Source organism: Enterococcus sp. DIV1283b (assembly GCF_051710965.1).
Taxonomy (GTDB): Bacteria; Bacillota; Bacilli; order Lactobacillales; family Enterococcaceae; genus Enterococcus_B; species Enterococcus_B lactis.
This window is the reverse complement of the sequence record NZ_JBIOLR010000003.1, coordinates 1-24,844: the sequence shown is the minus strand read 5'-3', so window position 1 is coordinate 24,844 and position 24,844 is coordinate 1. Positions and strand designations below refer to the sequence as shown.

35 protein-coding genes are annotated in these 24,844 nt (G+C 34.0%); 5 read left to right on the top strand and 30 right to left on the bottom strand.

The window, feature by feature from the left end:
- Nucleotides 1-20 precede the first annotated feature (20 nt).
- On the bottom strand, nucleotides 21-500 hold the full coding sequence (locus tag IGJ53_RS15465) for a PTS system mannose/fructose/N-acetylgalactosamine-transporter subunit IIB (RefSeq protein ID WP_077454256.1): 480 nt from the start codon (nucleotides 498-500) through the stop codon (nucleotides 21-23).
- Nucleotides 501-503: 3 nt separating this feature from the next.
- The gene (locus IGJ53_RS15460; protein ID WP_438750723.1) at nucleotides 504-2,282 is read right to left on the bottom strand and encodes a glycoside hydrolase family 35 protein; all 1,779 of its coding nucleotides are present in this window, start codon (nucleotides 2,280-2,282) and stop codon (nucleotides 504-506) included.
- Between the two features lie 118 nt (nucleotides 2,283-2,400).
- Between IGJ53_RS15460 and IGJ53_RS15455 the strand changes: the two genes are divergently transcribed.
- The 3 genes from IGJ53_RS15455 to IGJ53_RS15445 all read left to right on the top strand — a co-directional run bounded on the left by IGJ53_RS15455 (nucleotide 2,401) and on the right by IGJ53_RS15445 (nucleotide 5,068).
- Nucleotides 2,401-3,105, top strand: a complete 705-nt coding sequence (locus tag IGJ53_RS15455; RefSeq protein ID WP_137264879.1) for a GntR family transcriptional regulator — start codon at nucleotides 2,401-2,403, stop codon at nucleotides 3,103-3,105.
- Nucleotides 3,106-3,185: 80 nt separating this feature from the next.
- Nucleotides 3,186-4,295 (top strand): SPASM domain-containing protein, encoded by a 1,110-nt coding sequence (locus IGJ53_RS15450; protein ID WP_431379409.1) that lies wholly within the window; start codon nucleotides 3,186-3,188, stop codon nucleotides 4,293-4,295.
- Nucleotides 4,292-5,068 carry a TSUP family transporter gene (locus tag IGJ53_RS15445; protein ID WP_201064901.1) on the top strand — a complete coding sequence of 259 codons (777 nt, stop codon included), beginning with the start codon at nucleotides 4,292-4,294 and terminating at the stop codon, nucleotides 5,066-5,068. Before IGJ53_RS15450 ends, IGJ53_RS15445 begins: the two co-directional genes overlap by 4 nt.
- A 94-nt stretch (nucleotides 5,069-5,162) precedes the next feature.
- Here the strand turns inward: IGJ53_RS15445 and IGJ53_RS15440 are convergent, their stop codons facing one another.
- Complete coding sequence (locus IGJ53_RS15440; RefSeq protein WP_201064899.1) at nucleotides 5,163-5,516, bottom strand: hypothetical protein; 354 nt, start codon at nucleotides 5,514-5,516, stop codon at nucleotides 5,163-5,165.
- Nucleotides 5,517-5,915: 399 nt separating this feature from the next.
- Here IGJ53_RS15440 and IGJ53_RS15435 point away from each other — a divergent pair, with 399 nt between their 5' ends.
- On the top strand, nucleotides 5,916-6,113 hold the full coding sequence (locus IGJ53_RS15435; protein ID WP_201064960.1) for a hypothetical protein: 198 nt from the start codon (nucleotides 5,916-5,918) through the stop codon (nucleotides 6,111-6,113).
- Between the two features lie 45 nt (nucleotides 6,114-6,158).
- On the opposite strand, the gene IGJ53_RS15430 is transcribed toward IGJ53_RS15435, so the two are convergent.
- The 24 genes from IGJ53_RS15430 to IGJ53_RS15315 form a co-directional block, all read right to left on the bottom strand.
- Complete coding sequence (locus IGJ53_RS15430; RefSeq protein WP_164978332.1) at nucleotides 6,159-6,323, bottom strand: hypothetical protein; 165 nt, start codon at nucleotides 6,321-6,323, stop codon at nucleotides 6,159-6,161.
- Nucleotides 6,324-6,352: 29 nt separating this feature from the next.
- The gene (gene bacA / locus IGJ53_RS15425; protein WP_201064897.1) at nucleotides 6,353-6,778 is read right to left on the bottom strand and encodes a bacteriocin 51 precursor BacA; all 426 of its coding nucleotides are present in this window, start codon (nucleotides 6,776-6,778) and stop codon (nucleotides 6,353-6,355) included.
- A gap of 457 nt (nucleotides 6,779-7,235) precedes the next feature.
- The gene (locus IGJ53_RS15420) at nucleotides 7,236-7,688 is read right to left on the bottom strand and encodes a helix-turn-helix domain-containing protein (RefSeq protein WP_242478296.1); all 453 of its coding nucleotides are present in this window, start codon (nucleotides 7,686-7,688) and stop codon (nucleotides 7,236-7,238) included.
- 83 nt (nucleotides 7,689-7,771) lie between these two features.
- Nucleotides 7,772-8,242: a DUF536 domain-containing protein gene (locus IGJ53_RS15415; RefSeq protein ID WP_438750719.1), complete on the bottom strand. Its 471-nt coding sequence runs from the start codon at nucleotides 8,240-8,242 to the stop codon at nucleotides 7,772-7,774.
- A gap of 438 nt (nucleotides 8,243-8,680) precedes the next feature.
- Nucleotides 8,681-8,959, bottom strand: coding sequence for a type II toxin-antitoxin system YafQ family toxin (locus tag IGJ53_RS15410; protein WP_438750717.1), 279 nt, complete (start codon nucleotides 8,957-8,959; stop codon nucleotides 8,681-8,683).
- A complete protein-coding gene (locus IGJ53_RS15405; RefSeq protein WP_201064894.1) occupies nucleotides 8,946-9,200 on the bottom strand; it encodes a type II toxin-antitoxin system RelB/DinJ family antitoxin in 255 nt (84 codons plus the stop codon). Before IGJ53_RS15405 ends, IGJ53_RS15410 begins: the two co-directional genes overlap by 14 nt.
- A 255-nt stretch (nucleotides 9,201-9,455) precedes the next feature.
- Nucleotides 9,456-9,704: a hypothetical protein gene (locus tag IGJ53_RS15400; protein WP_438750714.1), complete on the bottom strand. Its 249-nt coding sequence runs from the start codon at nucleotides 9,702-9,704 to the stop codon at nucleotides 9,456-9,458.
- Between the two features lie 57 nt (nucleotides 9,705-9,761).
- Nucleotides 9,762-10,124: a hypothetical protein gene (locus IGJ53_RS15395; protein ID WP_438750712.1), complete on the bottom strand. Its 363-nt coding sequence runs from the start codon at nucleotides 10,122-10,124 to the stop codon at nucleotides 9,762-9,764.
- Between the two features lie 326 nt (nucleotides 10,125-10,450).
- Nucleotides 10,451-10,642, bottom strand: coding sequence for a hypothetical protein (locus IGJ53_RS15390; protein ID WP_201064890.1), 192 nt, complete (start codon nucleotides 10,640-10,642; stop codon nucleotides 10,451-10,453).
- 9 nt (nucleotides 10,643-10,651) lie between these two features.
- Complete coding sequence (locus IGJ53_RS15385; RefSeq protein WP_438750710.1) at nucleotides 10,652-10,954, bottom strand: hypothetical protein; 303 nt, start codon at nucleotides 10,952-10,954, stop codon at nucleotides 10,652-10,654.
- Between the two features lie 22 nt (nucleotides 10,955-10,976).
- Complete coding sequence (locus IGJ53_RS15380; protein ID WP_201064886.1) at nucleotides 10,977-11,171, bottom strand: hypothetical protein; 195 nt, start codon at nucleotides 11,169-11,171, stop codon at nucleotides 10,977-10,979.
- A 98-nt stretch (nucleotides 11,172-11,269) separates the two neighbouring features.
- Complete coding sequence (locus tag IGJ53_RS15375) at nucleotides 11,270-11,968, bottom strand: DNA/RNA non-specific endonuclease (RefSeq protein WP_259742365.1); 699 nt, start codon at nucleotides 11,966-11,968, stop codon at nucleotides 11,270-11,272.
- 54 nt (nucleotides 11,969-12,022) lie between these two features.
- Nucleotides 12,023-12,583 (bottom strand): hypothetical protein, encoded by a 561-nt coding sequence (locus IGJ53_RS15370; RefSeq protein ID WP_259742364.1) that lies wholly within the window; start codon nucleotides 12,581-12,583, stop codon nucleotides 12,023-12,025.
- Nucleotides 12,584-12,598: 15 nt separating this feature from the next.
- Nucleotides 12,599-12,847: a hypothetical protein gene (locus IGJ53_RS15365; RefSeq protein WP_438750707.1), complete on the bottom strand. Its 249-nt coding sequence runs from the start codon at nucleotides 12,845-12,847 to the stop codon at nucleotides 12,599-12,601.
- Nucleotides 12,848-12,868: 21 nt separating this feature from the next.
- On the bottom strand, nucleotides 12,869-13,168 hold the full coding sequence (locus IGJ53_RS15360) for a hypothetical protein (RefSeq protein ID WP_259742362.1): 300 nt from the start codon (nucleotides 13,166-13,168) through the stop codon (nucleotides 12,869-12,871).
- Nucleotides 13,169-13,247: 79 nt separating this feature from the next.
- Nucleotides 13,248-13,433: a hypothetical protein gene (locus IGJ53_RS15355; protein WP_259742361.1), complete on the bottom strand. Its 186-nt coding sequence runs from the start codon at nucleotides 13,431-13,433 to the stop codon at nucleotides 13,248-13,250.
- A 51-nt stretch (nucleotides 13,434-13,484) separates the two neighbouring features.
- Nucleotides 13,485-14,177, bottom strand: coding sequence for a hypothetical protein (locus tag IGJ53_RS15350; RefSeq protein WP_259742360.1), 693 nt, complete (start codon nucleotides 14,175-14,177; stop codon nucleotides 13,485-13,487).
- Nucleotides 14,178-14,969: 792 nt separating this feature from the next.
- Nucleotides 14,970-15,401, bottom strand: a complete 432-nt coding sequence (ssb, locus tag IGJ53_RS15345; protein WP_438750704.1) for a single-stranded DNA-binding protein — start codon at nucleotides 15,399-15,401, stop codon at nucleotides 14,970-14,972.
- A 15-nt stretch (nucleotides 15,402-15,416) separates the two neighbouring features.
- Nucleotides 15,417-15,680, bottom strand: a complete 264-nt coding sequence (locus IGJ53_RS15340; RefSeq protein WP_438750702.1) for a hypothetical protein — start codon at nucleotides 15,678-15,680, stop codon at nucleotides 15,417-15,419.
- A 157-nt stretch (nucleotides 15,681-15,837) separates the two neighbouring features.
- Nucleotides 15,838-16,176 carry a hypothetical protein gene (locus IGJ53_RS15335; protein WP_438750700.1) on the bottom strand — a complete coding sequence of 113 codons (339 nt, stop codon included), beginning with the start codon at nucleotides 16,174-16,176 and terminating at the stop codon, nucleotides 15,838-15,840.
- Nucleotides 16,177-16,978: 802 nt separating this feature from the next.
- On the bottom strand, nucleotides 16,979-17,311 hold the full coding sequence (locus IGJ53_RS15330; RefSeq protein WP_438750698.1) for a type II toxin-antitoxin system PemK/MazF family toxin: 333 nt from the start codon (nucleotides 17,309-17,311) through the stop codon (nucleotides 16,979-16,981).
- Nucleotides 17,298-17,573 carry a type II toxin-antitoxin system RelB/DinJ family antitoxin gene (locus IGJ53_RS15325; protein WP_201064866.1) on the bottom strand — a complete coding sequence of 92 codons (276 nt, stop codon included), beginning with the start codon at nucleotides 17,571-17,573 and terminating at the stop codon, nucleotides 17,298-17,300. The genes IGJ53_RS15330 and IGJ53_RS15325 overlap by 14 nt, the downstream gene beginning before the upstream one ends.
- 197 nt (nucleotides 17,574-17,770) lie before the next feature.
- Nucleotides 17,771-19,099 carry a PcfJ domain-containing protein gene (locus IGJ53_RS15320; RefSeq protein WP_438750695.1) on the bottom strand — a complete coding sequence of 443 codons (1,329 nt, stop codon included), beginning with the start codon at nucleotides 19,097-19,099 and terminating at the stop codon, nucleotides 17,771-17,773.
- Nucleotides 19,096-19,848, bottom strand: a complete 753-nt coding sequence (locus IGJ53_RS15315) for a Cas9 inhibitor AcrIIA9 family protein (RefSeq protein ID WP_438750693.1) — start codon at nucleotides 19,846-19,848, stop codon at nucleotides 19,096-19,098. The genes IGJ53_RS15320 and IGJ53_RS15315 overlap by 4 nt, the downstream gene beginning before the upstream one ends.
- A 702-nt stretch (nucleotides 19,849-20,550) precedes the next feature.
- Between IGJ53_RS15315 and IGJ53_RS15310 the strand changes: the two genes are divergently transcribed.
- Nucleotides 20,551-20,682 (top strand): hypothetical protein, encoded by a 132-nt coding sequence (locus tag IGJ53_RS15310; RefSeq protein WP_257007406.1) that lies wholly within the window; start codon nucleotides 20,551-20,553, stop codon nucleotides 20,680-20,682.
- A gap of 155 nt (nucleotides 20,683-20,837) precedes the next feature.
- Here IGJ53_RS15310 and IGJ53_RS15305 read toward each other — a convergent pair whose 3' ends face one another.
- From IGJ53_RS15305 to IGJ53_RS15295, 3 genes are all read right to left on the bottom strand, one after another.
- Entirely contained in the window at nucleotides 20,838-21,785 is a 948-nt protein-coding gene (locus IGJ53_RS15305; RefSeq protein ID WP_438750691.1) for a replication-relaxation family protein, read from the bottom strand.
- Between the two features lie 702 nt (nucleotides 21,786-22,487).
- Nucleotides 22,488-22,910 carry a thioredoxin family protein gene (locus tag IGJ53_RS15300; RefSeq protein ID WP_438750689.1) on the bottom strand — a complete coding sequence of 141 codons (423 nt, stop codon included), beginning with the start codon at nucleotides 22,908-22,910 and terminating at the stop codon, nucleotides 22,488-22,490.
- Between the two features lie 7 nt (nucleotides 22,911-22,917).
- A partial coding sequence (locus IGJ53_RS15295; RefSeq protein ID WP_438750687.1) for a TraM recognition domain-containing protein occupies nucleotides 22,918-24,844 on the bottom strand: 1,927 nt, incomplete at its 5' end.

Below are 24,844 nucleotides of genomic sequence, written 5' to 3'. Positions count from 1 at the left end.
TTCTCCCCCTACATATATTTTTATTTATTTAACAGAGACATAAAGTCATCTGCTTTGTCACTTGGAACCATTTGCGCAATTAAATGGACACCTTTTGCATTTAATTGGTTGAACGTTTCTACATCTTGATCGACAACATTAATTGATTTCGTAATTGATCGAGTCTCAGAAGTTTGTGACATATTTCCAACATTAATCTCTTTTATTGGAACGCCCAATTCTACTAATTTTAATAATCGATCAGGCTTTCGTGCAATAATCAGTAAACGCTGTGAATCGTATTTTCCTGCTAAAATATTTTGCGCTGCTTTTTCAATTGGCAAAACACTTAGTTTCACACCTGCTGGGGTAGCCAATTTCAATCCGCTTTTTTCAATATCATTTTGAGCCACTTCATCATCCACAACCATAATTCGAGAAATATTCAATTTGGTTGTCCATAAATTGGCTACCTGCCCGTGAATTAAACGTCCATCAATTCTTACTCCAATAATACTCATTGTTCATCCCTCTTTCATTTCTTTATACAATGGTGCTTTTAATAAATTGATTTCTGGTTCATAGGTGCCTTCTGTCTCAAAAATAACAATTTCATTCTTACCAACTTTTAGAAAACCGCTAGAGATGTACAGCGAAAGCGTTGGCCCTACTTCCCAAAAACGACCTATATTGGTCTGATTAACAAAGACAATTCCTTTACCAAATTTACTTAAATCAATAAAACAATCACCGACATCCTCTAAAAGAAACTCATAGCGATAAAAACTTGGGTGTTGGGGTTGCCATCCTTTTGAATAATCCACAGTTTTACAATTCTCCAAAGGCAATGAATATTGTTGCCAATTTGTAATAAAATGTAAGTCTGCCATTACTCCCGTTCTAATTCCTTTTTTTTGCGTTTCTGCAAAGAGTTTATGTCCATAATTGACACGTCCCATATTTTCAATCAAAATATCCACTTGATTGATTTCTTCTGTCATACTAACTTGTATATCTTCACCTATTTCTGTTTGATATTGGGTAGCTTGTAATTTTTGATTCAAAAATAATTGACTGCGATCTCTGCCATCAATTACCCGTAATCGTTCTTCCTCTGCATCCCTCTCTATCATTGTTCGGTAAAATAGATAACCTGTATTTTGTCCCAACTCTTCCATCGTCTTTGGATACTTTGATTGAACTGGTTGACTAATGGTATCTAAAGTCGCGAAAAGACTTACTTTATTCGTCAAAGAAATCTTTTTCTTTTCAATCGTGGGTTTAATGACAGGATCTAACTGCTTAATCTCTGGATAATTATCATGAATCATTTTCCGCAATGCATAATATTTTTCTGTTGGATTCCCCTGCTCATCTAATGGTGCGCCATAATCGTAAGAAGTAATTTGTGGTAAATCAATCACTCCTCTTGCTGAACAACCATTCATAAACCCAAAATTCGTTCCTCCATGAAACATATATAAATTAATGCTTCCTTGTTCTAATACCTCTTTTACCACTTCAGCGAGTTCCTGTGGATCTCGTTGAATGATTGGTTCTTTCCAACGATTAAACCAACCATTCCAAAATTCCATACACATCAGTGGCCAATTTTTATCATATTCTTTAAAAAACTGCTTCATAGAGTCAAAGTTGTCTTTTGCTTTAGAACCAAAATTACCAGTAACCAAAATATCATCTTCAATCATGCTTCCCGCTCGTAAAGTAGCCCTCCACGGTCCATCTGAAGTGAAAAAAGGAACTGTCACTCCTCGCTCACTCATCAAATCTCTTATCGCACGCAAATATTCCTTTTCTTCCCCAAAAGATCCATACTCATTTTCAATTTGAATCATCAAAATATTTCCCCCATTATCAAGTTGATGGGGAACAATCCTTTTCATCAAAACATCATAATAATCTGCTACATGTTCCAAATAAGCGGTTTCATTTCTTCGGATATGAATCGGTTCACGGAGTAGCCATGACGGAAACCCTCCAAATTCCCATTCAGCACAAATATAAGGCGATGGTCGCACAATAGCATATAATCCTAAGTCTTGAGCGATTGTCAAAAATCTCTCTAAATCCAATATCCCTTCAAAATGAAACTCTCCTTTTTGAGGCTCATGTAAATTCCAAGGAACATATGTCTCTACTGTATTAAATCCTAGTGCTTTTAAATTATACAAAGAATGTTCCCAATCACATGGGGGAATCCGAAAATAATGAATTGCACCAGACAGTATTTTAAATGTTTTTCCATTTAATAAAAATTCTTCTTTTATTTCAAATGTAGTCATCTGTTACTTTTCACCTCAATTAATTAATATACTTAGTATATTAAGGATTTTGTATTAAAAGTCAACAATTTTTTTTAAGTATGTTAATATAGATGCGAGTAATTTAAAGGGGGAGCTTATAATAAAACCGAAATATTTAGAAATCAAACAGGATTTAAAACAACAAATTGTAACCGGTCAATTTCATAATGGCGACCGATTCTATTCAGAATCAGAAATTATCAAAAAATATAATGTTAGTTCTATAACAGCAATTCGTGCCTTAAAAGAATTAGTTGCCGAGGGGTATATCGTACGTTATCAAGGAATAGGAACTTTCGTTTCACGTGCAAGAAAAGAAAAAATAGTAAAATTTTCTGATATAGAAATATTTTCATTTGACAATGATAAAACACACGTTCTTTCGATTAAACGCGAAAATAAAAAACAAATATTAGATACATTAAAATTATCAACTGATTCATATTATTATCAAATCGAACGAATTAGAGAAGCTAATGAAATACCTTATATCTACCATAAATCTTATTTGCCAGAACAATATATAAATTCTAATTATCCAGAAATTAATTATTACAATTCTATTTACAAACGTTTAAAATCAGACTACAACATTGATTTAAACGAAGAAAACTTTAGGGAAACAAACGAAATTTTATTCCCGGCTCCTAATAGTGTATGTAAAAAACTAGAAATAAATGAATCTGAGCCTGTCGTTTTTCAAACCAAATTATCCTGCTTATCTGAAAATAATAAACCTATAGAATATGTTGAAAGTTATAAAAAATGGAATTTCTATAAGATTCAACTCCTGTCTAATTAACTACTACTGAATTTGATTCTACTTTGTTCGTTATAGTAATTTTTCATAATTAAACTATATTAAAAAATGAGGTTCTTACTATGAAACATATCTCAGTATTGATCAAACCGGCATCTTCTATTTGTAATCTTCGTTGCAGCTACTGCTTTTATGCCAATGTCAGTTCCTTGCGGGAAGTCCGCTCGTTTGGCAAAATGAAAGAAGCAGTGACAGAGAAAATGATTGAAAATATTTATGCAGACTTAGAAGACGGCGATCAATTAACATTAGCGTTTCAAGGTGGAGAGCCAACGATGGCGGGCCTCAATTATTTTCGTACAGTGATCCGATTAGTGGCGCAACAACAAAAACAAGTGCAGGTCCATTATGCGATTCAAACCAACGGGACAATCATCAATGAGAAATGGTGTGCTTTTTTGAAAGAACACGATTTTTTAGTAGGCCTGTCCATCGATGGCCATCCACTTTATCATGATCTGAATCGGGTTGATCCGAAAGGAAGAGGCACTTTTCAGCGGGTGCTACAAACAAAGCAGCTGTTTGACCACTTTGAGATTGACTACAATGTGCTTTGTGTCCTGACCAATCCATTGGCTAAAGAGGCTAAGAAAGTCTTTCGCTTTCTAAAAGAACAAAAAATCGATTTTGTCCAGTTTATTCCTTGTTTAGATGATTTAGATGCGAAAGAAAGAAATAGTTATGCCCTCACACCAAAACGTTTTGCGGGATTTTACCACCAGCTTTTGCAGTTATGGCTGCAAGAATTAGCGGAGGGGCATTATGTGAGTATCAAGCTTTTTGATGATCTTTTGAATCTATTGGTCAAGCAACAAGTCACCGCCTGCGGGATCTTAGGAAACTGTCAAGTGCAATATGTCATTGAAGCAGATGGCAGTGTTTATCCTTGTGATTTCTATGTGTTAGATGACTATCGAATGGGGTTTATTCAAGAACAGACCTTGCGTCAGTTATTTGAACAGGACATTGCAAAAACGTTTGTGTGTCAACGGCCCGAAATGCCAAAGAAATGTCTGAGCTGCCCGTTTCAAAAAATGTGTCGTGGCGGCTGCAAACGAATGAAAGATGCCATCTATGTGGATGGGGACTATTGTGGTTATCAGCAACTTTTGCAGGAATTTGTGCCGCAGATTAATCGGATTTTAGGTTTGTTACAGGGGGTAAGTGTGTGATTGGGTTCATTTATTTTATAGTGATCGTGTTGGCGAATACGGTTGGTGCCGTTTCAGGCATGGGGGGCGGCGTTCTGATCAAACCTATTTTTGATTTTATCGGTGCCCATTCTGTTGCGGCCATCTCGTTTTATTCTGCCGTAGCCGTGTTTACCATGTCGCTGGTTTCGACCGCAAGACAGTTGGCTAGCGGACGTAAAATCAATTGGCAAATCGTCCTTTGGGTTTCAGGCGGCGCCGTCTTAGGAGGTATCTTGGGCAATGTCGCTTTTGATCACCTGCTGCTTTTATTTCAGAATGAAGATCAGGTACAAATGATTCAGATCTTTTTGACCGTTGTGACACTGCTGTTTGCTTTCTTTTATACCAAATATGACTGGCCCGGATTCCAACTGAAAAAAAACTTCTGGTATTGCTTCTGTGGTCTAGTCCTTGGTTTTCTAGCCAGTCTTCTAGGAATCGGCGGCGGACCGATCAATGTTTCTTTGCTGATGCTGATGTTTGCTTTACCCATCAAAGAAGCGACAGTCTATTCGATTTGTACGATTTTTTTCTCTCAATTAGCGAAAATCGTGACAATCGCTGGGACCACTGGATTTGTCCTCTATGACTTAAAGATTTTGTGGTTCGTGATTCCAGCCGCGATTGTTGGCGGTTTGTTAGGGGCAAAAGTCAGCAATGTTCTCTCACCCCAAAAAGTGACACTGGTCTTTCAGACAGTGATTTTCCTGGTACTAATCATCAATCTTTATAACTTCTATCAATTACTATAAAAGCAGATTATTAATTGGTATTTTTCTAGAAATATTGCAGACTGTAGACAAAAGACGTCCCAAACTCAAATTACGAGTTCGAGACGTCTTTTGTCTACAGTCTGAGACCGTGGCATTCACTCAGATCTTCCTCTTCATTCTCCCTCATTTCTTTTTCTTGTATAAACTCTACTTCTGACTCCTCAAAAAATTCAGAAAGAATTCGATCAAAAAATGCTCTTTCATTTTTAGAAAATGGACGTCCATCTTTTTTAGTCATCGTCAATACCATTTCTTTTAGAGAAAGTTTGATCGTATAGTTAATCCGATCATACGGATTATACGTATATCCATGTAATTTGAACATAATATGATTTTTCAACGAATACGAATCATATTTTTCTCTTACTGCCTCTTTACTAATCAGAATTTTGTAGGAATAAACCATTCGATTTTTTTCATTATCCAACATAAATTCACCTTGCTCGTAATATATATTTTGAAGAAACTTTCATTCCTTCAATCGCCCTTAGGGGCTATTCCTAATATGTTTAAATAAAATAACGATTACTACTTGGATACTGTAGGATATTCCTGAATAATAAGTCTTGGAAAGGACTTACGGGAAGACGCTATCACCTTCTGCAGTTTTACTGTGACAGAAAGTCTGTGACTCGAACCGTTGGTATAACCTCCAACACACTAGCTGAGTCCATTGACCTCTACCAATCCTAGTAGAGATTGGGTGGCTTAGAGGTTTAATGAATGAAACTCTATTATGCGAGGCTGTCGTTAGACAACGTGATTCTGGGATATCCCACAGTACCCAAGCAATTTCCGAATAATCAATGAAAGGAGGTCCTTCCACATGAAACTATTTGTCGGTTTAGACGTTAGTTCTGAAAAATTAGATGCTTGCTTTATGACAGACGATTCAACTTGCTCTGTTTTAAAAGAAGCATCTTATGGAAATAGTCAACTTGGCGCAAGCTCCCCCTTGAATCCCCCTCAAAACCCACGCTCCACAATACAAAAAAGGCTAGCAAATGCTAGCCACTTTTTGTAAAGTTTCGCTTGTTTCACCTTCGGTGAAATTGTTGCTTTGTAACGATTAGCTAGAGCTACATTTTTTTCGTTGTTCAAAGATTCTTACGCCATTTACTATTAAAATCGCAGGTATTCCAAAGTAAAGGAAGAATTGATTAGCAGGCAATACAAAATATAAAATAATGCCAGCAATAACAGCTAAAATTACAGCAATTTTTGTTAATTTCATAGAGTATTCCTCCTAGTTTAAAGTTTTAATTATCTTATAACATAATTTTGGTTAGAACTATAATTATAGGTAGTTGTATTACTGAAATGAGCAATATAATTTAATTGAACACCTTTTCCTCTTCTAGCGGCTGTAACAAATACATTATTAGCACTAACTGCTGATCCGAAAACTAATGATATAATCCCAGGTGTTAATCCAGATAATCCAATAAAGTTTGCAATAGCTGAGACGGTATTAAGTTTATTGGTTTGGCGAGCTATTTGTTTGCATTTAGAAGGACTTACATAATAACTCATTTTGTAACATCTATAGCCAGCATGATTATGTTTGTAAGAAGAGCTTGCAGCTTCAACATTAGCAGTATTTGTTAATAAGACAGTACATGTAGTACTAAAAATCAAAGAGAAACTAGCAATAATAGCAATAATTTTTTTCTTGTTCTTGCAAATCATAAAAAATCACCTCTAAATAAAAAATATTAGAGAAAGCGTTTTCTATGTAAAAATCATAAAATAAAAGGTATAGTCTTGTCAATGGTTGTTTAATAAGGATAATGCTTACACTTTTGTTAGTCTGGTATAGTTATAATGGACTAGAAAAATATGTTATATTAAAAGTTAGCTTACATAATGTATAGTATGCCAAGTAGCCCTTGTATCAACCGATACAGGGGCTCACTTTGTGATTTTGGATTGGTCTAGGTAAAAAGCTCTTTTTAAGGCTTGATTTTCTACAGTTGCTTCTTTCCGTTTCTTTGTGAATTTTTACCAGTCATTTTTTACTGGGTTGTTATTTTTCATAAAATATGATAAATTTTTGGTAGCGCTTCATAAGCGCGTTGCTTTTTCAAGAATAAACTCTCATTATTTTTTTAACTGGCTGCTCGGAAGAGCAGTCTTTTTTTATACTTTATACAAAGTATAAAAAACTCAGCAAAATAATTGGAAAAACACTATGAAGAAATAAATTTTTATGTTTATTAAAAATAATAATCAAAGTATTGATGATTAATAGCGAACTTAGAAAAAATATTAATAAACAAGTGGCAATTGAATGGCTAAAATAAAAGAATTTGGACTGAATTAAGGTAAAAAATAAACTTAAAAAAATTACAAAATGAAATAATAGTATTAGTGTCTTTGTATGATTTTTTAACATAAATTTTTCTTCTCCTAACAAAATATTGTCTAGTGATAAATCAAATAACTTAGCAAATTGAATTAAATTTTCTGTATCTGGTATTGTTCTACCATTTTCCCAATTAGAAATGGTTTTTTTAGATACTAAAAGCATTTCAGCTAAATCTTCTTGAGTTAGTTGTTTTTCTATTCTTTTTTGTTTGATTACTTTACTTATAGTCATTTGATCACCTAAACATATTTTTTATTTTTAGAAAGATAAAGTCTATAGAAATTGATTTCTTCTTTATGGAAAGTTGGTAATTGTTACCAAAATTTCCACCACTTTTTTTCTGTTGTTATTGCATTGTTGTTTTCTTTATTGACAGAAGTTAATTCCTCTTCTTCAGGTTCTTCCGTATAAGCTAATTGTAACTGTTCTTGCAGTTTTTCTATCTGTTGATTTGCCTGCAAGGTGAGTTGTTGTTGCTGGTCGAGTAACTTTTGCATTTGTTTTATTTGAGTATCTTTTTCTTGGAGCTGTTCATGTAAAAAAACAATAATCGAGTTTTCATCGTTACTAGTAACGGTTTCTACTTGGTTACCAGTGGTGTTACTACCTAAAAAATGTTGTTTTAAAAGCAAATATCCTTTGTAGCTGACAACTAAGATTTTCACTCCGTTCCTAGTAACAGTTTGCACATAGTTTTCTCTAAAATCAGCTGATAGCCTTTTCCTAATTGCTTGTTTTGAAACATGAAATTCTTCCGCGAGTTCTTTGATCGTTTTATCTGTCATAAATACTCCTTATGCTTCAATCGAATAAGTTTTGTAAGTTTTCTAATAAATCTTGTTTAAGCTCGTTTGATATTGCTTGTTTTTCCGTTTCTTCTTTTTCGGTTTGTTGCTGTTTTTTAAAATCAGCTTCATGAGTACATGGATCATAGAATGAATATGGACTGTTGAGAACGGAATTTGACATTTTTTTCAACTATTCAAAGATGAGGCAATACAAATCAAATCACTTTACCAGTACTTATATCAAAACAAATACTGACAAAAGGATCAGTTGTAAATGAAGTACCTATTCCAACGTTTAGTCCAACAAAGTATACTCTGTTAGACTCTATAAAGTGGGACTTTCTGACTTAATTATTTGGACTACTGAAAGATTTGTGGAATGAAGAATCAAAAATGAGGAAGAAACTTTTAAGTTTCTTCCCCCACTTCAAGTTTTTATAGAATTTTGTCATGACTACCTGTTCTAACTAACGTAAGAATTAGTTTTTTACCATCTATTTTATAAATAAGCAACCAATCTGACTGTACGTGTAATTCTCTAAAACCTTTCCAGTTGCCTTGAAGAGCATGATCTTTATATTTCGTTCTCAATACTTCCTGCTCTTGATTAACTAACAGATTAATCACTTTTCTAAATTCTGTTTCATTGTAATGCTTTTTCATCATTCGTTTATAATCATGTTTGAAACTTGACGTAAACTCAATCGTCAGCATCTAATTTCTCCATCAACTCATCTACAGAAGAAACTTTTGTAGTAATACCATTTTCTGCTTCATATCTAGCTATGATATCTTCTCTAGGTTCATTACCTGGTTGAAAAGGTAATTTTCTCTCTCGTACACTTTGCTTCAGAAAAACAATGACTGCAGTTGATAAGTCCATCCCGATTTCTTCGTAAACTTCTCTCGCTTGTTCTTTTAATTCATCATCAATTCGAATACTTAGTCTTGACACCTTATCACTCCCTTTAATAATTATATTATATCACAAACCAAACACATTGTACATACTATGTATGTACAATGTACATACATAGTAAACCTAAAAACGTCTATTGAATAATCAATACTTGCCACCCAACCTAATCTAAGGGTACAACAAATGAAAAAAGACAAATCTATTCGCTGTAAACTTGTCTTTGTGCTTCTTTTGTATAAAATTTTCATATTTAAGAATTGAATTATAGTTTCTTCGTCCCAAATGCACACATTATTTACTTGTTTTCCTTATTATAAAAGGACGTTTACGATTGATTTCTTGATTTTTATCAGAAGTTACAATACTTTCCTCTTCTGGCATAGTGACATATTGGGTCTTTTGGAAACCTTTCGCAGCTTTTTTTAAAAAGAATGATTTAAATTTTGGTTGGATAAAAGATACTCCTTTATCCAATTCTGTTGGTTTATAGACTTGGATAATTAATACATGATACTTTTTACCTTTAACAGAAAAAATCACAATATCCCCTATGCCAATTTTCTTATGAACAGTTGGTGGTGCTTTAAAATAAACTTTTCATTTAGTTTTGTATAAGGTCTTATCTTTTAACTCCAACAATAATCCTTCAAAAATCGTATTTTTGTTTATGAACCGTATTTTAGGTGTTCCTTCTCCTTTTCGCGCAGGGAGAACACTAGGGTTTTCGTTAAAAATTTTACTAATGACCGCAGTATACTCATTTTCTTCTTCTTTGGATCTACCACTAATTATGTTTTTTACATAAACCAATTGGCCATCTTTAGAATAAACAAGCATTCCCTTTTGAATCTTTTTTTCTAATTTTTTTGCTACACGAAAAGTAAATACTTTATTTTTCAAATAAACGGAATCATTTATCCTTCCATGTGCTGGCTGAACATGAACAGCTTCTACTAACAACTAATTCACTTCCCCTTCATCAAATATATTGGCCACTTACCAAAGAATATACTATGCATGAAAAAAAGCTATGCACAAACATAGCTCCTAAAATTGTTTCAGAAATAGATAAAAAATGCTACCTTACTGCATCTTGAGTATAGCCTCTATGAATCAATTAAAAAGATAGGCACTACCTGAAACTTCACTAACGAACAGTACCTAAAAAGTCTAGAGTATGGATACTTACTAATACTAGTTTATCAAAAATGATGTTCATTTCAAGTTATCTATTTTATTAAAAGAGCTATTCACTTTTCGGAATAAAGAAAGTATCCTACAATTCTTTAAAATGGTTCTCCTCGCTTCATTCGTGTTAGTTTATATCCAAAACAAGCATAAGCAGATTGCTTCGTCTTATAACCATATCCTCGACAATCGTCTACTATTTCTCCAGTTTCTAAATTGATCATAACATAACGTTCGTCTTTTCTTTTAGACAATGTAGAAGATAATTTTGCTCGATATTTCTTTTCCATATATTTTAATCATTCCTTTCTAGTAATCTTTAACTTTGAAAACTCATGTTTTGAGATTCCTGCTGCTTGACATATATGTTTTTTGGTGTACCCTAACTCAAGTAAATCATGAATATGTTGAGTAGTTAATACCTGAATTGACCCTGATTTCAACGGATGACATTTATCCATTTTATTCTTACTCAATAACATTCCAAGATGCTCTACTTTTTTTCTAATATCTTGCCTTTCATACCATTCTGGATAAGGATATTTATTTAATAAATCTAATAATTGCTGCCGGTATTCTAATTTTATCTGCTTATTTTCCATATCACAAACTACCTTCTTCCACTTATTTTATCTGAAGATTTTCCAATGACTTCTTACAAATTCTCGGTAGTTCTTCTACAATATATTCATCCCACGAACAAAACAAGTAAGTCATTGTTCCTCCAGATAAAATAACTTTCCATTCAATGGATAAAAAGCTAATCCAAATACCTACTGTTAATATAAGCATTGCTAAATTACTATTTATTTTCTTCATCTTGATTTCTCTCCATTCTCTTGTTAGAATAGGGCGTAGGTTCTATATTGTACAGAGGTTACTTTTTGCGGAAGTAACCTCTATTTTTACGCCCTTAATTAGTTTTGAACTCTAGAATTTCCTGTTTGATAATCAATGACATAGCCTTCCTGAATATTATGAATATAAACATTGAAAGAAATTTCATTATCTTCTATGCTTTGAGCTTCCATTTGGATTCCTCTAGCAACTAGTTCACTTCCTCGAAAATCTGGTGTGACACGATAACGGACATGATTTCCAGTAGCTCTTAGATACTCTGCTACTTTGTTTTCATACTCTACCATTGCAGGAGTATTAAACGAGCGTGTACCTGTCATTAGATTTCTTGGATTATTATTTTCTCCAGTCAACTGATAACCAATCAAATGACAACGATTATATAGATAATCACCATTTTTCATCTTCTTTTGTTTCCAGCCTGTAGGTTTGATATATAACCGTTCTCTCTCTTCAGTCGGCATCATACTTTTGTGTAACATCGCATTCGCTTCTCCGACTCGATTTAGCGAATCTAAATCAGAAAATACTTGCCAATTACCCTTATCTAAAGACACGTCTTTAGAAGAAAAAGTTGGCTTATTTTGATTTTTTACTTCTACTTGATCTGAAGTCTGTTCAACTTCTTTGTCAGATAGCTTGTTAAATATTTGATCAACAATCGAAGTGACTTGCTTCACTTCTTGTGGTTGAAATACGCTAATTCCAATACCTATTGCACCAATAAATAAGACAATACCTGAAAGAAATTTTTTCAATATTATTCTCCTCTATAAGATTTTTTTGTTCTAATTCATTCTCACACCTTTCTTCTAACAGCTGCTACCACAATAAGCCCTTTCCGCATTGATTTTCATTCCAACATAAAAACCGGAACAATCTACTTCAAACCGTCTTTTTAATGCTTTTAAGCAATATTCTTGTCTTTTTTTCGATTGACGAATATTTAGTTCTTGATAGCCATATACACCAGGGCAATTTTGTTGAAACATCTGGCGTGCTAAATATTTTTCACGCTGTAAAATAAAATGATAATCTTCTTCTGTAAAATCTGTTGCTTTTAGTAACATACTATTTTTTACATGATTTAAATAATAATTAACAAAATTATCTTCCGAGATAATTCGTTCATTTTCCGAAAATAAATCAGATCTATTCACCCCCCAACGTTCAAAATAAGCCATTAGAATACAATGATCTGGAGTACGTCCGTGAAGGGATACAAAGTCTTCAAAATCTTGAACGGCTACTAGATACTCGTTATGCAAAAGTTCCTTCGAATGTTTGCTAGTCAAGTCACACTCAGGATATAAACGTTTGATAGCTATTTTGATCATGTCAATGTAGCGATCAACATACTCTTGTAACTCCATCAAAATACTCCTTTCCTAAAGGCTCTTTTCTTCAGAAAATCGCTCAAAATTTTTTGTTCCTCGTATCAATCGATATTCTTTTTGGCAGCGTGGACATTCCCAAATATACGTATCATAAAAATGACCACTTTTCATATAAGTTTTATGTTTCGCTAATTCAGAACAATCACATTTGATATAAGTAGGTGGCCAACAATACTGCTGATTAAATTGGTCAACAGGGATTTTGTATCTTCCCCAAAAACATGCACGATTTGAAAACACGTCTACAATCTCTCCTTTTCATCAAAATCCTTCATTTTCTTTCTCATAATGATCAAATAGTTTTACCTTTTCTATAGAAACCTCCCCCATTTGTTTCGCAACCAATAACGGACGAATCTCTTCTAACCATAACTGGTCAGGAACGTGATCTAAAAAATTACCAATCGTTGTTAACACGATTTCATCACTCGAATAATCAATTAATCTTCTGTTCTCAAATGGTAAAAGTCCTGCGACATAGTTAACAATATTTTGGTTTGTGTTTTCAAAAGAACCAATATATTCCAATGTTACCTCGTCATATACATCAATAATTCCCATTTTTATCCTCCTAAAAATTCATCATTATTTGATTAATTATCTCGACACACTATCCTTGGTAGTGTGTCGAGGATCAATTTTATTTATGTCCGTAAAGTCTAGTAAAATAAACATCATTTCTAATAACTGGTATTAAATCACTTTGTAATAGCGGAAAGGGATCTTTCAAAAGATCCATGTACCAATTGATCTTTTGTTCTTTGATTCCTGTCATATCAATTCCAGTTTTTTCTTCTAAAAATAAAATTTTTTCTTTTAACGTCATTTCGTTCACCTTATTTCATTGATTGTTACAAGAGAATAACCTCTTGCAACGCTATTTTAGTAACTCTTTGACAAATTGTTTTTCACTTTCTGTATAGGCTGGATAACGTTCAGAAGTATAAAAATTTCCTTTCTCATCAATTTCCAAGGCTACTTTTCTCAGTCCCTGAACAAAATAATAAATGGGTTTCTTTTGCCATTGCTTTACTGCCCCACTATCTATCAGTTGTTGCGTTTTCTCACTCAAAACTTTCTTTTGGTCTTTTTCTATCATTTCTTCTAAATAGGAAATTTTTCTTTTCAATTTCGTAATTTCTGCCCCATATGTCTTTTTCTTAATCGGTGGCTTTGTCTTGTTGTAAGCTTTTGCGTCTTCATTCTTTTGTTCTAAATCAACTAATTTTTGTTTGAAATAGTCTAAGTTATTCACGCTCGTTTTCGCTCCAATAGTAGCGTAAGCTGTTTTTCCTACAACATGGGTATCCTTCAATAATTCATTTTCTTTTTTTAATTTTTCCTCCTTTTCTAGCATGGCTACACGATCTTGTTGTTTTTTCTCTTCTTTCATTAACTGACAAGACTTGTCAAAATAGCGATTAACTTGTTTATAAATATTGGGACGCCCGATAATATTCGGCTGTCCGAGAGGAATTTCACTATACTCATTTCTAATTGACTGACAAACTAGTTCTTGTTCTTTTTGTAAACGTTCCAACTTATTTTTTGCTTGTATTAATTTTGTCATGTTTGCTTCACTCCTGAAAAAGTAATTTTTTGATTTGGTTGCCACCCCTCCCACCTTTTCGGTTGAGAGAGTGAGGCGCAGGGTTTTAGGGGGTGCGCCCCCTAAGGTCTTGAAAAATGATTGATTTTTAGACGAATCCTATTCATTCATCAGGAAATTATTCAGTTTTCAAAGATCAAATGAGAAATGAACATTACATTTCCTTTTCGTCTATCGGTCGTTCGGCATAACCGTCTCGAAAACATGTTCTGACGATTGCCAAGGGCGCGTAGCGTGCATTTTACCCTTGGCAATTGGCAGGTTATGTTTTAGGTTAATCTAGCCGAATGACTGATAGACGATTAGGAAATGTTTGTCGTTTCTTTATCTTGGAAAATTGATTCCTTATGTATGGATTGTCTATGAAAAATAAATTTTTCGGACGCTTAGGCGGACGAAAACCTTTCGTTGGCTTGCCGACGAAACAATCAGAATAAATGGGACATTTATTCCCTTCCTTTTTAGTGAGCTTTAGCGAACATCTTTCAATCACTCGTTTGGTTTTTTATGCTCTGCATAAAAATGGGGCAGTGTCCATGTGCCGACTTTGCAGAGGAACGGCGCAAACAAAGGCAAATTCGACTGACGGAGGAACGAAGTCACTAAGAATTTAATGGACAATGAACCAACAAACGAAAAAGAGGTATGCTCTGAGCCAAGGGCTACTGCACCGCCGGCGAAATACCTCTTTTGTTCCATTTTGGCGCAAAAAGGAAGTAGCTAATTTCTCTTAGCTACTTTCTTTTCTTTGATTTAAAAAGGCAAATCATCATTTTCTACTTCAATTTCTTCTCTATCTGGATAATTGATAGACGGTTCTTCTTTCACACCATTTTCTTGGTTACTTTTACGTTTTTCAGTCATTTCTCTTGATTCTAATACTTCAAACTCTATGACTAAAATTTCTGTCACATAAACTTTCTGTCCATTTTTATTCTCATAGGTACGTGTTTGTAATCGTCCGCTTATTCGTACTAGACTTCCTTTGACTGCCATATCTGCTAATAATTCAGCACCTTTTTTCCATATGACACAACGAAGAAAATCGGCTTCACGTTCACCATTTTGCTTCTTGTAGTTACGATTTACTGCAAGTAAGAATTTTCCTACCGCATTTCCTGATGGTGTATAACTTAAATCTACTGTTTCTGTTAGTCTTCCGATTAAATGTACTGTGTTTAACATGATGTTTCCCTCTTTCTAAAATTTTAGTTCGTCATCTTCGTCTTCAATTCTTCGTTCTTTTCGTTTAACGATTACTACAAAAACGATAAACAGAAGAAGAATAACTCCTATATACAAACCAAAAAAGCTAATTAAAAACCAAAGGAACTTCCATTGATACCGAAAATACGCTACAAAAGAAACAGTCAATCCCATAAGCGCACATAGAAAAGAAGGAATTGCTTCAGTAAATATTGCATATAGCTTTTTCTTTTCTTGAATTAATTGTTGTTTTTTCATCTTTTTTTCTCTACTTTCCTTTTTCTATTAATTTTTAAGCATAGCCAATTTGGCAAGTTTTTCCTAAATATTTAGTGATATATTGCTTGTTCTTCTGTCATTATCATGTGCTATTTTCTCCGTTTCTCTTTTTATTTTTGAAAGGAGAAAAATCCCCTTAATAGTAGCTACTTTCATAGACTGGTTGACCATTATAACGATAAAAGGTATTCCAACCATCTGTACCGTAGAACTCATTCGGATGCTCTAAGTTGATTCGCTTTCTTACGATGCTATCTTTTGTTTTGGCTAATGGATAATCAGTAAATTCATTTGGTAGTGGGATAGTTTTACCACTCATTGAAGTATAGGATTCTACGCTTTGTTTCTTTATCGGGCGAAACCACGCTGTTTTTTCCGTTAGTTTTACAATTTGCCAAAAGGTCACATTGGTTTGTTCATAACCCCAACTGCTGTAAAAGATATCTCCAATTTGATACATTTGATTTTTTGCCATTTCGCTCAACTCCTGTTTAAAATAAATATTTTGTGATTGATCCTGTCCCCCAACCTTTTCGGTAGTTCGTCGGAGGCGCGGGGGGTGGGGCGGCAGCCCCTAAGGTCTTAAAAATGAATAGTTTTTACACCACTCCTTTCTTTTCTTGAGAAATTGATTTAGTTTTCAAGGATCACTGAGAAATGCCATTTACATTTCCTTTTCGTATAGCAGTCGTTCGGCATAACCGTCTCGAAAACATGTTCTGACGATTGCCAAGGGCGCGCAGCGTACATTTTACCCTTGGCAATTGGCAGGTTATGTTTTAGGTTATACTTGCCGAATGACTGATAGACGATTAGGAAATGTTTAGATTTCTTGTTCCTTGAAAACAGATTTCTCACGAAAGGAGTTGTGTGCGTGAAAAACTATTTTTTGGACGCTTAGGCGTCCAACCCCCTCGTCGTCCTTGACGACGAAACCAATCAGAATAAATGGCACATTTATTCTTTTCCTTTTTTGAGTGAGCTTTAGCGAACAACTTTCAATCCCTCGTTTGGTTTTTTGTGCCTTGCACAAAAATGGGGCAGTGTCCATGTACCGACTTTGCAGAGGAACGGCGCAAACAAAGGTAAATTCGACTGACGGAGGAACGAAGTCACCAAGAATTTAATGGACAATGAACCAACAAACGAAAAAGAGGTATGTTCTGAGCCAAGGGCTACTGCACCGCTGGCGAAATATCTCTTTTGTTCCTTCTATCTATTTCAAACAAAAAAGGACAAGCAATTACTTGTCCTATCTCGTACTTTATATTTCATTTTTATTGTAAGTTCTTGATAAAATCAATCAAATTTTGGCTATCTTCGCTTGTCAACATACCTACTTTAGTATATTTTATTTCATCATTATCTTTAGGTATCGCTTTAAGAATACCTACATCTATCCACGATGGTTTATTTAGTCCTGATTGTTTCCAATTTTTTATTGGAAAATATACTCGTTGTATCTTTTTGGATTTATTTTTATATTTACTGGTAATACTAAAAAAGTCAATACGATCATTTCTATCTTGTACAACTAATATAGGTCTTCTTTTTCCACCTTCTTTATCGGCAAATGCAACATAAACTGTTACTATTTCATTCGTCTTCATTGAACCACTCATTTAGCTTTTCCTGTGTATCAAGTAATTGTACAGGCATATTTTGTGCTAACTGACGTAACTTGATTGCTTGCTTTTCTTCTTCACTTAATTTGATTTCCATTGGAAATTCCCCTCTTGATACCACTTGCTTATATAGAATTGTAATAGCTGTGGTAGCATTTAAACCAAGTTCTTCTAAAATTTGTTCTGCATTTTCTTTTAACTCTTTATCGATTCCTACTTGTATTCTTCCTTTTTCTTTGGTTTTCATTTTCTTCTCTCCTTAGGAGTGTATTATACTCAAAAAAATATAAAATACGCATTATTTGATTATATTATACTCATAAAAATGAACAAATGCAAAATATTCTTTTTAGCTGATTACCCATAAAATAAAAAAATGGCTACTCATACTTCAGTATCGTGTTCCTCTTTTGCTTCTCTTTGTTCTCTATACTGGAAAACATCTTAACTAATTTTTTTTACCCACTTGTTTGCTACTTCTCGCACCTTTTCTGGTATGACTTCTTTGTTCTGATAACCTTGAATTTGTACAATATGTTTATTTTTGTATTCAATCGTATATAGTGATTGGTTTTGTGCTTCTTTTTTGCGCATAAATATAATCGTTGTTTCCCCATTCTTATGTCTTTCTACATAACCACCTACGCAATGATTTAAATTTTTTCCTTCCTCAACAATCTCTTCAAGCTTTTTAGGCACAAGGAAAGCATATTCATCAATCTCTTGTTCTAATTTTTTTAGTTTTTCTAATCGTTTTTTGTATGCTTTTTCTTCCAATTCGATTTTTAGCTGGTTAAAAGTATTTACTGCTTCGTCATGCTTCTCTTGTAAATTTCTCGGCATTAAAACTAAACTATTGGTTAGAGGCGTATCCAATAATTTTAAGATTGAAATGTAGTCTAAATAATACTTGAAATTCACTTCATTTTCGATTATCCAACGTTGAAATTTTCTGAATCCGACATGTTGAGGAATTTTTGAGAAATCATGATAGTCAAGGTATTGCTCAATCCCTTGTACAATGTGACTTTTTCTCTGTTGCGCGATTTCTTCCATTTTTAATTGAGAGAAAGTCTTTTTTGTATTCTTAATTCGCCATTTATTTTGTTTCAGCCATTTCATTGTCAAAACACGCATATCTACACGTTTTCGATATTCTCCACCAATAAAACGATAAGAAGGAAACATGATTTCATCTGCCAATACAGGTGCATTGATTTTTTGGCAAAATTCGATTTCTAACCGATATTTATAGATATTGGCAATTTCTCTAAAATCTAATATCGGTAAGTCTAAATAACGCAATTCTGACCTTTTTCGTAATTGTTCATTCCACTTATTTGGATAAAAAATAGTATTGGTATAAGCCCCACTCATCATGCCATAATTGCTCAAAAGTCCTTCATACCATTTTCCTTTTAAACAGTGTGCTTTTAAATGTTCCCCTTTAGAAAACCGTTCAAAATTAGTCATTTCATAATGTAATTCTTCTTTTCCATTCACAATTTCTAGCCAAAAATCATGAGACTGTATTTCTATTCTGGTAGAGGAAACTAAAATAATCGAAAACGAGTAAAACTTAGTCGGAAAGGTTAATTTTGAAGCTTTTGTTAGTCTTTTTTTTATCAAGAAACCATTCGCTCGATTCGACGAACGAAGTGTTTCTTGATTATTTTTCCATTCATAAATAGGTAATTGAGCGTAACACCAATCAATAAAAGCTTTTGGTGGTGTTAAAGGGTTTCCAATTTTTTTCGTTAAATTATCCTTCATACTTCCTCGAACAAGCTAACTTGTCCGTCCACCACCTTTTCTTCTTTCTTTTTCGACTTTCTCTCTTTTGGTTTATTCATATCAACTGAGCCTTGAATAGGTGTTACTTCTACCTTTTCTAATAAAAAGTATTCCCTTATCCAAGAAAAAACTACCTCATCAGAAACCATTGCTGATTGATTTGTTCCAGCTTGTTTTTTGGCTTCAGATAAACAATACATAACAGCACCCTTGATTGTACGGTCTTCTTTTAAAATACCTTGAAATAATTTTTCATCTTGTTGTTGGCACAACCATGTATGGATACAATCTTCCGTATCTGAATGTTCTTGCTTCATTTCCTCTAACATTTTTTCTAAGGCTTTATTTTTCCAATTGATTTCGTTTTCCTGATAATAATCTTGATACGTCAAGTCATCTACAATCATGACCCATTTTTGATTATCTAGTTCTTCTAAAACTAAAAATAGTCGTGAATATTTTCCCTCTCTATTTCTCAACGTCACAATCATTTGTTCAGGATATTGAGCGATTTTTTCTTTAAAGGTTTCGACGGTATTTAAGTTCAAAGAATGATTTGCTACTAATTTGATCCATTGATACAATACATTCTGTTTTCTACCTTTTTCCTTAATCCACTCAATATCTGAGTATCCATTTTTATCATCTACAATCGAAAGTAATAGATTTGATTCATAAGTATCTAATTGTTCTTGTAAGTCTTTTATTGTCTTTATTTCTTTCGACATATATGACCCTCTTTTCTCAAATTTTTGGTTTTACGCTACGCCTAGCGTGAGCCAAAAGGCTGAATTTTTTGCGTTTTGTTGCGGAGCTTTTACCATTTCCTCAAAAAAAGGACAAGGGGCGCGCAGCGACTTGCCTTGCCCTTGTCCTTTTTTGAAGCTTCTTACGAGAAACAGGTTGAACAGCGCTTGCGCTGAAGCTTCGACCTGCTTTCGCAGTTAGAAAGCGTAGGAAATGGTAAAAATGGAGCGCAAAACCAAAAAATTGAGAATGGGATAATCCTGAAAGGATTATTTCCTTTTTCGCGTGAGGGCAGCGAACGCACACTTTCAATCTACTCGTTTGGCTTTTTGTGACTCGCACAAAAATGGGGCAGTGTCCATGTGCCGACTTTGTAGAGGAACGGCGCAAACAAAGGCAAATTCGACTGACGGAGGAACGAAGTCACCAAGAATTTAATGGACAATGAACCAACAAACGAAAAAGAGGTATGTTCTGAGCCAAGGGCTACTGCACCGCTGGCGAAATACCTCTTTTGTTCCATGTTTTTATACAAAAAAACCTCCAAAGATTTCTCTTTAGAGGTCATATTTCTGTGTTATAATTTTTAAAGACAGTAAAGTTTAATGGCGGTGGCTATCCAATCGAAAGTGAGGTGGTGCGTATGTGCGTACTTCCAAAATCTGATAGAAAGGAGACGCCTTTTGCATCTTGCGGAAATCACTGCTTTGATTTTAGTTCTTGCGCCTTGTGGCAAAGCTCTATTTGAGTTTTTAACTGCAGTCGTGAAACTAATTCAAGCATTGATCGAAGCTAAAAAAAGCAAAAAGAAATAGCCGTCACTTTAGCGAGACGACAAGCTATTTCTTTTTATAAATAGTTAACCTCGCCACCGTCTTTAGCGGTGCTGTCCAAAGGGGAGTTGTTGACGCAACTCCTCTTTTCATTTTTATTATAGCATGCCTTCCTAACAAAAAACAATCAATCTCCATCAAAATGCCTCTGGATTGAATTTCATTTTTGATTTGCTCGATTTATTTTCTTCTTTTTCAGTTTCCTCTTTCTCTTCTCCTTTTTTCTCTTCCACAAATAATTCTAATGTCTCCTGAACCGATCCATCCTGATAGAGATTATTTTCTTTTTCTGGTAACCAATTGATTCCAGGATCTGTTTCAAGCAAATATTTTAATTCAGTCTCAAAGTTTTTATCAGACAAAATATGGAAACGATCGAACAGTTCTCCTAAACGAGCATCTTTTTTCGTTTCTGCTTGATAAAAAACTCGTTTGAATGCTTCTAACTCTTCACGAATTGCTCCACTCGGTGTTACGTAAATGACATGAGCGTTTCTATTTTTTTCAAGTTCTTTGATATATTTAGGAAAAATCGAACTTCGATAACGTCTTCGTGTTTTCATCGTCAGCTCAATTTCAAAAGACCAGTTGATTTCTAATCGATTTTTATCTCGAAATCGCACGCGAAAATCTGGCACAAAAAATTTTCGACCTTTCGCATGACTATTTAAATCTTTGGCTTCATAAACAATTCTTCGTTCGGAAATAATTCGCTTTAGATGTTCATGATCTTTTACCAAACGAATCGTTTTTATTAAATAATTATTGATTTGAAGATGATGATTTAAATTATATTCTGGAACTTTTGGAAAAGTATAAAATCCACCGATACTAAGATGACCTTCTTTTGTCAGAAAATAATATACCTCTTTTCCATTTTTCTTTTTATCAATTAAATTATTAGCTTTTAGGTAGCGTAATACCTTTGTCAGACTACTGCTTCTAAAAGAGATTTCTAAATTCAATAAATCCAATAACTGTGTTCTAGAAATCACTCGCAACTCATGAAGTAAACATAATACACAAAGTTTCGCCTTATTTTCTGAATGATAGTCAATATAATAACCATGCAATAGATATTTCATTCGTTAATCTCTTCCAATTCTATTTTATTTTCTCTATATCTGTTTTAAGTTTTACTCTCTTACAAATTTCTTCATTTTGGACAGCCCCAAGAACATTGGGGCGCTGTCCCAGGGGTTGATTCTCCCCTCTTTCAAAAGAGGTTGAAAGAGGGGTTAGGGGGAGTTAGTTTTGAGACCCCAAAGACTGGGGTAGGGGTTGATCTTTTCCCTTGTATTTTATGCTATCTTTTACTATTTCATTTTACTTTTCTTATTGTTTCTCTATCTTGTTTGGCTTGCGGCGCTTGGTATGTTTTCTTCGCCGACCGTTTAGGTTCCTGACCATTTTCTCTCATAAGTGGGATTTTTACCACGTTGAGAGAAAATGGTCAGGAACCTGGGAGGCGAAGAATGCCTTTAATACCAAGCGCCGCAAGCCTCTCCCATACTTTATTCGATGATCCTACGATGATCTCATAATGATCCTACAATGACCCTACGATGATCAAAATTCTCCAAAAAAATAAACGAAATTTCAAATGAATTTTTTGAAATTTCGTTAAAATTATGTTTGTTTTTTTATGATTTTTTCAACAAAATTGATTAAAATTTATTTTGTTTTTCCACCAAAACTTGAGTGAAATTTCAACCTATTTTAAACAATAAGTCACCATATAGTTTGATAGTCTACAACTATAAACATCAATTGTTTACAGTTGTAAATTATTTTTTCTTTCTCATAAAAATTTGATTGATCCACCCATCATGTAGTACAACTTTTTCTTCTACTACTCGAACTTTTCCTCTTTTGATTTCTAAAAAAGTCGGCACTGTCTTGATTTGATAGTTAGATAAAAATTGTCTTAAAAGATTTTGTTGTGTCTCTTCTTTCGTGTCTACATAGTAAACATCCATAGGCAATAATTGAGATTGTTTTTCGATTTTTTTAGTGACTCGTTGACATTCTTTGCAATCTTTTCTTCCAAGATAAAGATAAAAGGTTTGCTTTTCCTCTTTCTTTTTTATCACTTCTTGAAAAGAATTCTCTGGATAAAAATGCCCATTTCCTTTAAAAGAAATGGACACTACCCAAACAAAAACAGCGGAGATAAATACAAGCCTCCAAAGAAAAAAGCTCTTTTTCATCCTTTGTTTACTCCTTTACTTTTGGCTTACGAATATAAACGACACGAGGAATCTCTCGTACATTTAAGGCAGTTCGATAGACGACAAACTCTCCTTGTCGCAAATCTCGTAGTCGATTGGGATTGATTTTGAAACGATCAACTTGGCGTTTTGTTCCCTTATCTCCTTCCCAAGAAAGCTTACTTGCATCCGAAAATCCAGCTTCTTGTGTGACCACATCTGTCACATCAATATCACTGTAAGTTCCCATGACATTTCCCCAAAATTCGATTTCATTCGGTGCATTGGTCTTTCCTATAAAGAAAGTATTCACATTTCCCACCAATTGATTTTTTAAATGAATATTGATTTTGTCGATATCTGCCATCGTTTGTGGGGCAAAGATAGCATGAATTCCTGCTCCTCTTCCTTTGTTCACAAGACTGATGAAATCGTCGTTCAAATAAGAAGAAGGTTCATCAAAAATGACTAATACATCCTTGATTTCTTGTTGCTCTTTGGCTTTTTTATAGACTTCTGAACAAAAGAAATTAATGTCTCCAACGATCATTTGTGCTAAAACACTAATGTACTCGCTATATAACAAACCATCTAAAGAGATATAAAGAATTTCATTTTGATTCACCACTTCTTTGATATCTAATTCATCGGTTGCGCCCATTGTTTGGAATAGTTCTCCTAATTCACTGTCCAATAACATATTGATATTATTTTGTAAGTTTTCCGATGTGACATACAAATAAAATGGATCTTTCTTATGTTCATAACGTACAAACAACCGATTAAAAATATCTTGTTCTTTTGCACTCATATATCTCCTATTTTGTTTGATCAAATAGTAAAAATCCAATAAACGAAGCGTATCTGGATTTAAAGTAATGACCTCTACTTCTAAAGAATCCTCTTGTTCTTCCATCATCAAGTCAAATTCATTATGATTTTCTTCGTTGTTTTTTTCGTCTTTTTCTTTCGTTTTCTTTTCAGATTTTGCTTCCACTTCCATTTCAAATAGCTTAGGGTTCTTTTCTAAAATTCGATCCGCAAAAAGCTTTAAGACGTTTCTAGGTAAGAAATATTCTTGAATAAAAGGCAGACTTCGTTCAATTGGATGTGTCTTTTTGAATTCGTCGATTAGCTGGATAGTGACCATTAATAACGATTTAGCAGCTGTCGAATAATAAACACTTTCTGTTTCTGCTAGTCCAATCAATTTGTCTCGAACGGCAACATCATTCCCATTTTTCACTGGGTTATAACGCATATCTCCATGGTCGACAAATGCCCGAAATGGACGATCATAGGCTTCCGCAATCTCTCGAACAGTTTCTAAAGTATCTAATGCACCCTTTCCATCAATCAAAATAACTGGCATCGAAAACTTCGCCGCATGTTCTATTAGGACTTGAATCAAAGTCGTTTTACCTGAGCCGGTTGTCGCAGGTAAGATGGCATGTTGGTTCAATTCTTTAAACGTCATAACATAAGACAAGCCGTATTCATCCGTTCCCAATAACAATACTTTAGACAGTTCTTCTAGTCGTTTATTTCGAAGGGCAACGTCTTTGATAACGATGGCTAGAGCATATTCTCGTTGATATTCTTTGGTATATTTTTGTGATTCTTTGTACTTATTTTTCAACCTTGCTTTATATTCTTTCGAATTTAGAATCTCTTGTTGCCGTTCTTCTTTCGAAATTACTTTTCGTTTTTCTACAAAAGAAGCATAATAAATTAACCAACTTCCTGTACCTAATCCACCAACAATCAACGCGCAAATCGTTGGAAAACCGAACCTTAATGTCGTATGAAATAGATTTAAGGGAAAGAGTAGATAACAGGATAAATAGCCTCTAGGGATCACTGATACAAATAGAAAAAGATTCAGAACGGTCAATAAAGGAGCAGACAATAAAAAAAGAGAGCTTCTTCGTTGT

Excerpts from the sequence above, each read along its gene's own strand:
- IGJ53_RS15465 (WP_077454256.1), bottom strand. The coding sequence starts at position 500 with ATGAGTATTATTGGAGTAAGAATTGATGGACGTTTAATTCACGGGCAG.
- IGJ53_RS15460 (WP_438750723.1), bottom strand. The coding sequence starts at position 2,282 with ATGACTACATTTGAAATAAAAGAAGAATTTTTATTAAATGGAAAAACA.
- IGJ53_RS15450 (WP_431379409.1), top strand. The coding sequence starts at position 3,186 with ATGAAACATATCTCAGTATTGATCAAACCGGCATCTTCTATTTGTAAT.
- IGJ53_RS15435 (WP_201064960.1), top strand. The coding sequence starts at position 5,916 with ATGAAACTATTTGTCGGTTTAGACGTTAGTTCTGAAAAATTAGATGCT.
- IGJ53_RS15430 (WP_164978332.1), bottom strand. The coding sequence starts at position 6,323 with ATGAAATTAACAAAAATTGCTGTAATTTTAGCTGTTATTGCTGGCATT.
- bacA (WP_201064897.1), bottom strand. The coding sequence starts at position 6,778 with ATGATTTGCAAGAACAAGAAAAAAATTATTGCTATTATTGCTAGTTTC.
- IGJ53_RS15420 (WP_242478296.1), bottom strand. The coding sequence starts at position 7,688 with ATGACTATAAGTAAAGTAATCAAACAAAAAAGAATAGAAAAACAACTA.
- IGJ53_RS15415 (WP_438750719.1), bottom strand. The coding sequence starts at position 8,242 with ATGACAGATAAAACGATCAAAGAACTCGCGGAAGAATTTCATGTTTCA.
- IGJ53_RS15410 (WP_438750717.1), bottom strand. The coding sequence starts at position 8,959 with ATGCTGACGATTGAGTTTACGTCAAGTTTCAAACATGATTATAAACGA.
- IGJ53_RS15390 (WP_201064890.1), bottom strand. The coding sequence starts at position 10,642 with ATGGAAAAGAAATATCGAGCAAAATTATCTTCTACATTGTCTAAAAGA.
- IGJ53_RS15385 (WP_438750710.1), bottom strand. The coding sequence starts at position 10,954 with ATGGAAAATAAGCAGATAAAATTAGAATACCGGCAGCAATTATTAGAT.
- IGJ53_RS15380 (WP_201064886.1), bottom strand. The coding sequence starts at position 11,171 with ATGAAGAAAATAAATAGTAATTTAGCAATGCTTATATTAACAGTAGGT.
- IGJ53_RS15370 (WP_259742364.1), bottom strand. The coding sequence starts at position 12,583 with ATGGAGTTACAAGAGTATGTTGATCGCTACATTGACATGATCAAAATA.
- IGJ53_RS15360 (WP_259742362.1), bottom strand. The coding sequence starts at position 13,168 with ATGGGAATTATTGATGTATATGACGAGGTAACATTGGAATATATTGGT.
- IGJ53_RS15355 (WP_259742361.1), bottom strand. The coding sequence starts at position 13,433 with ATGACGTTAAAAGAAAAAATTTTATTTTTAGAAGAAAAAACTGGAATT.
- IGJ53_RS15350 (WP_259742360.1), bottom strand. The coding sequence starts at position 14,177 with ATGACAAAATTAATACAAGCAAAAAATAAGTTGGAACGTTTACAAAAA.
- ssb (WP_438750704.1), bottom strand. The coding sequence starts at position 15,401 with ATGTTAAACACAGTACATTTAATCGGAAGACTAACAGAAACAGTAGAT.
- IGJ53_RS15340 (WP_438750702.1), bottom strand. The coding sequence starts at position 15,680 with ATGAAAAAACAACAATTAATTCAAGAAAAGAAAAAGCTATATGCAATA.
- IGJ53_RS15335 (WP_438750700.1), bottom strand. The coding sequence starts at position 16,176 with ATGGCAAAAAATCAAATGTATCAAATTGGAGATATCTTTTACAGCAGT.
- IGJ53_RS15330 (WP_438750698.1), bottom strand. The coding sequence starts at position 17,311 with ATGAAGACGAATGAAATAGTAACAGTTTATGTTGCATTTGCCGATAAA.
- IGJ53_RS15325 (WP_201064866.1), bottom strand. The coding sequence starts at position 17,573 with ATGAAAACCAAAGAAAAAGGAAGAATACAAGTAGGAATCGATAAAGAG.
- IGJ53_RS15320 (WP_438750695.1), bottom strand. The coding sequence starts at position 19,099 with ATGAAGGATAATTTAACGAAAAAAATTGGAAACCCTTTAACACCACCA.
- IGJ53_RS15315 (WP_438750693.1), bottom strand. The coding sequence starts at position 19,848 with ATGTCGAAAGAAATAAAGACAATAAAAGACTTACAAGAACAATTAGAT.
- IGJ53_RS15305 (WP_438750691.1), bottom strand. The coding sequence starts at position 21,785 with ATGAAATATCTATTGCATGGTTATTATATTGACTATCATTCAGAAAAT.
- IGJ53_RS15300 (WP_438750689.1), bottom strand. The coding sequence starts at position 22,910 with ATGAAAAAGAGCTTTTTTCTTTGGAGGCTTGTATTTATCTCCGCTGTT.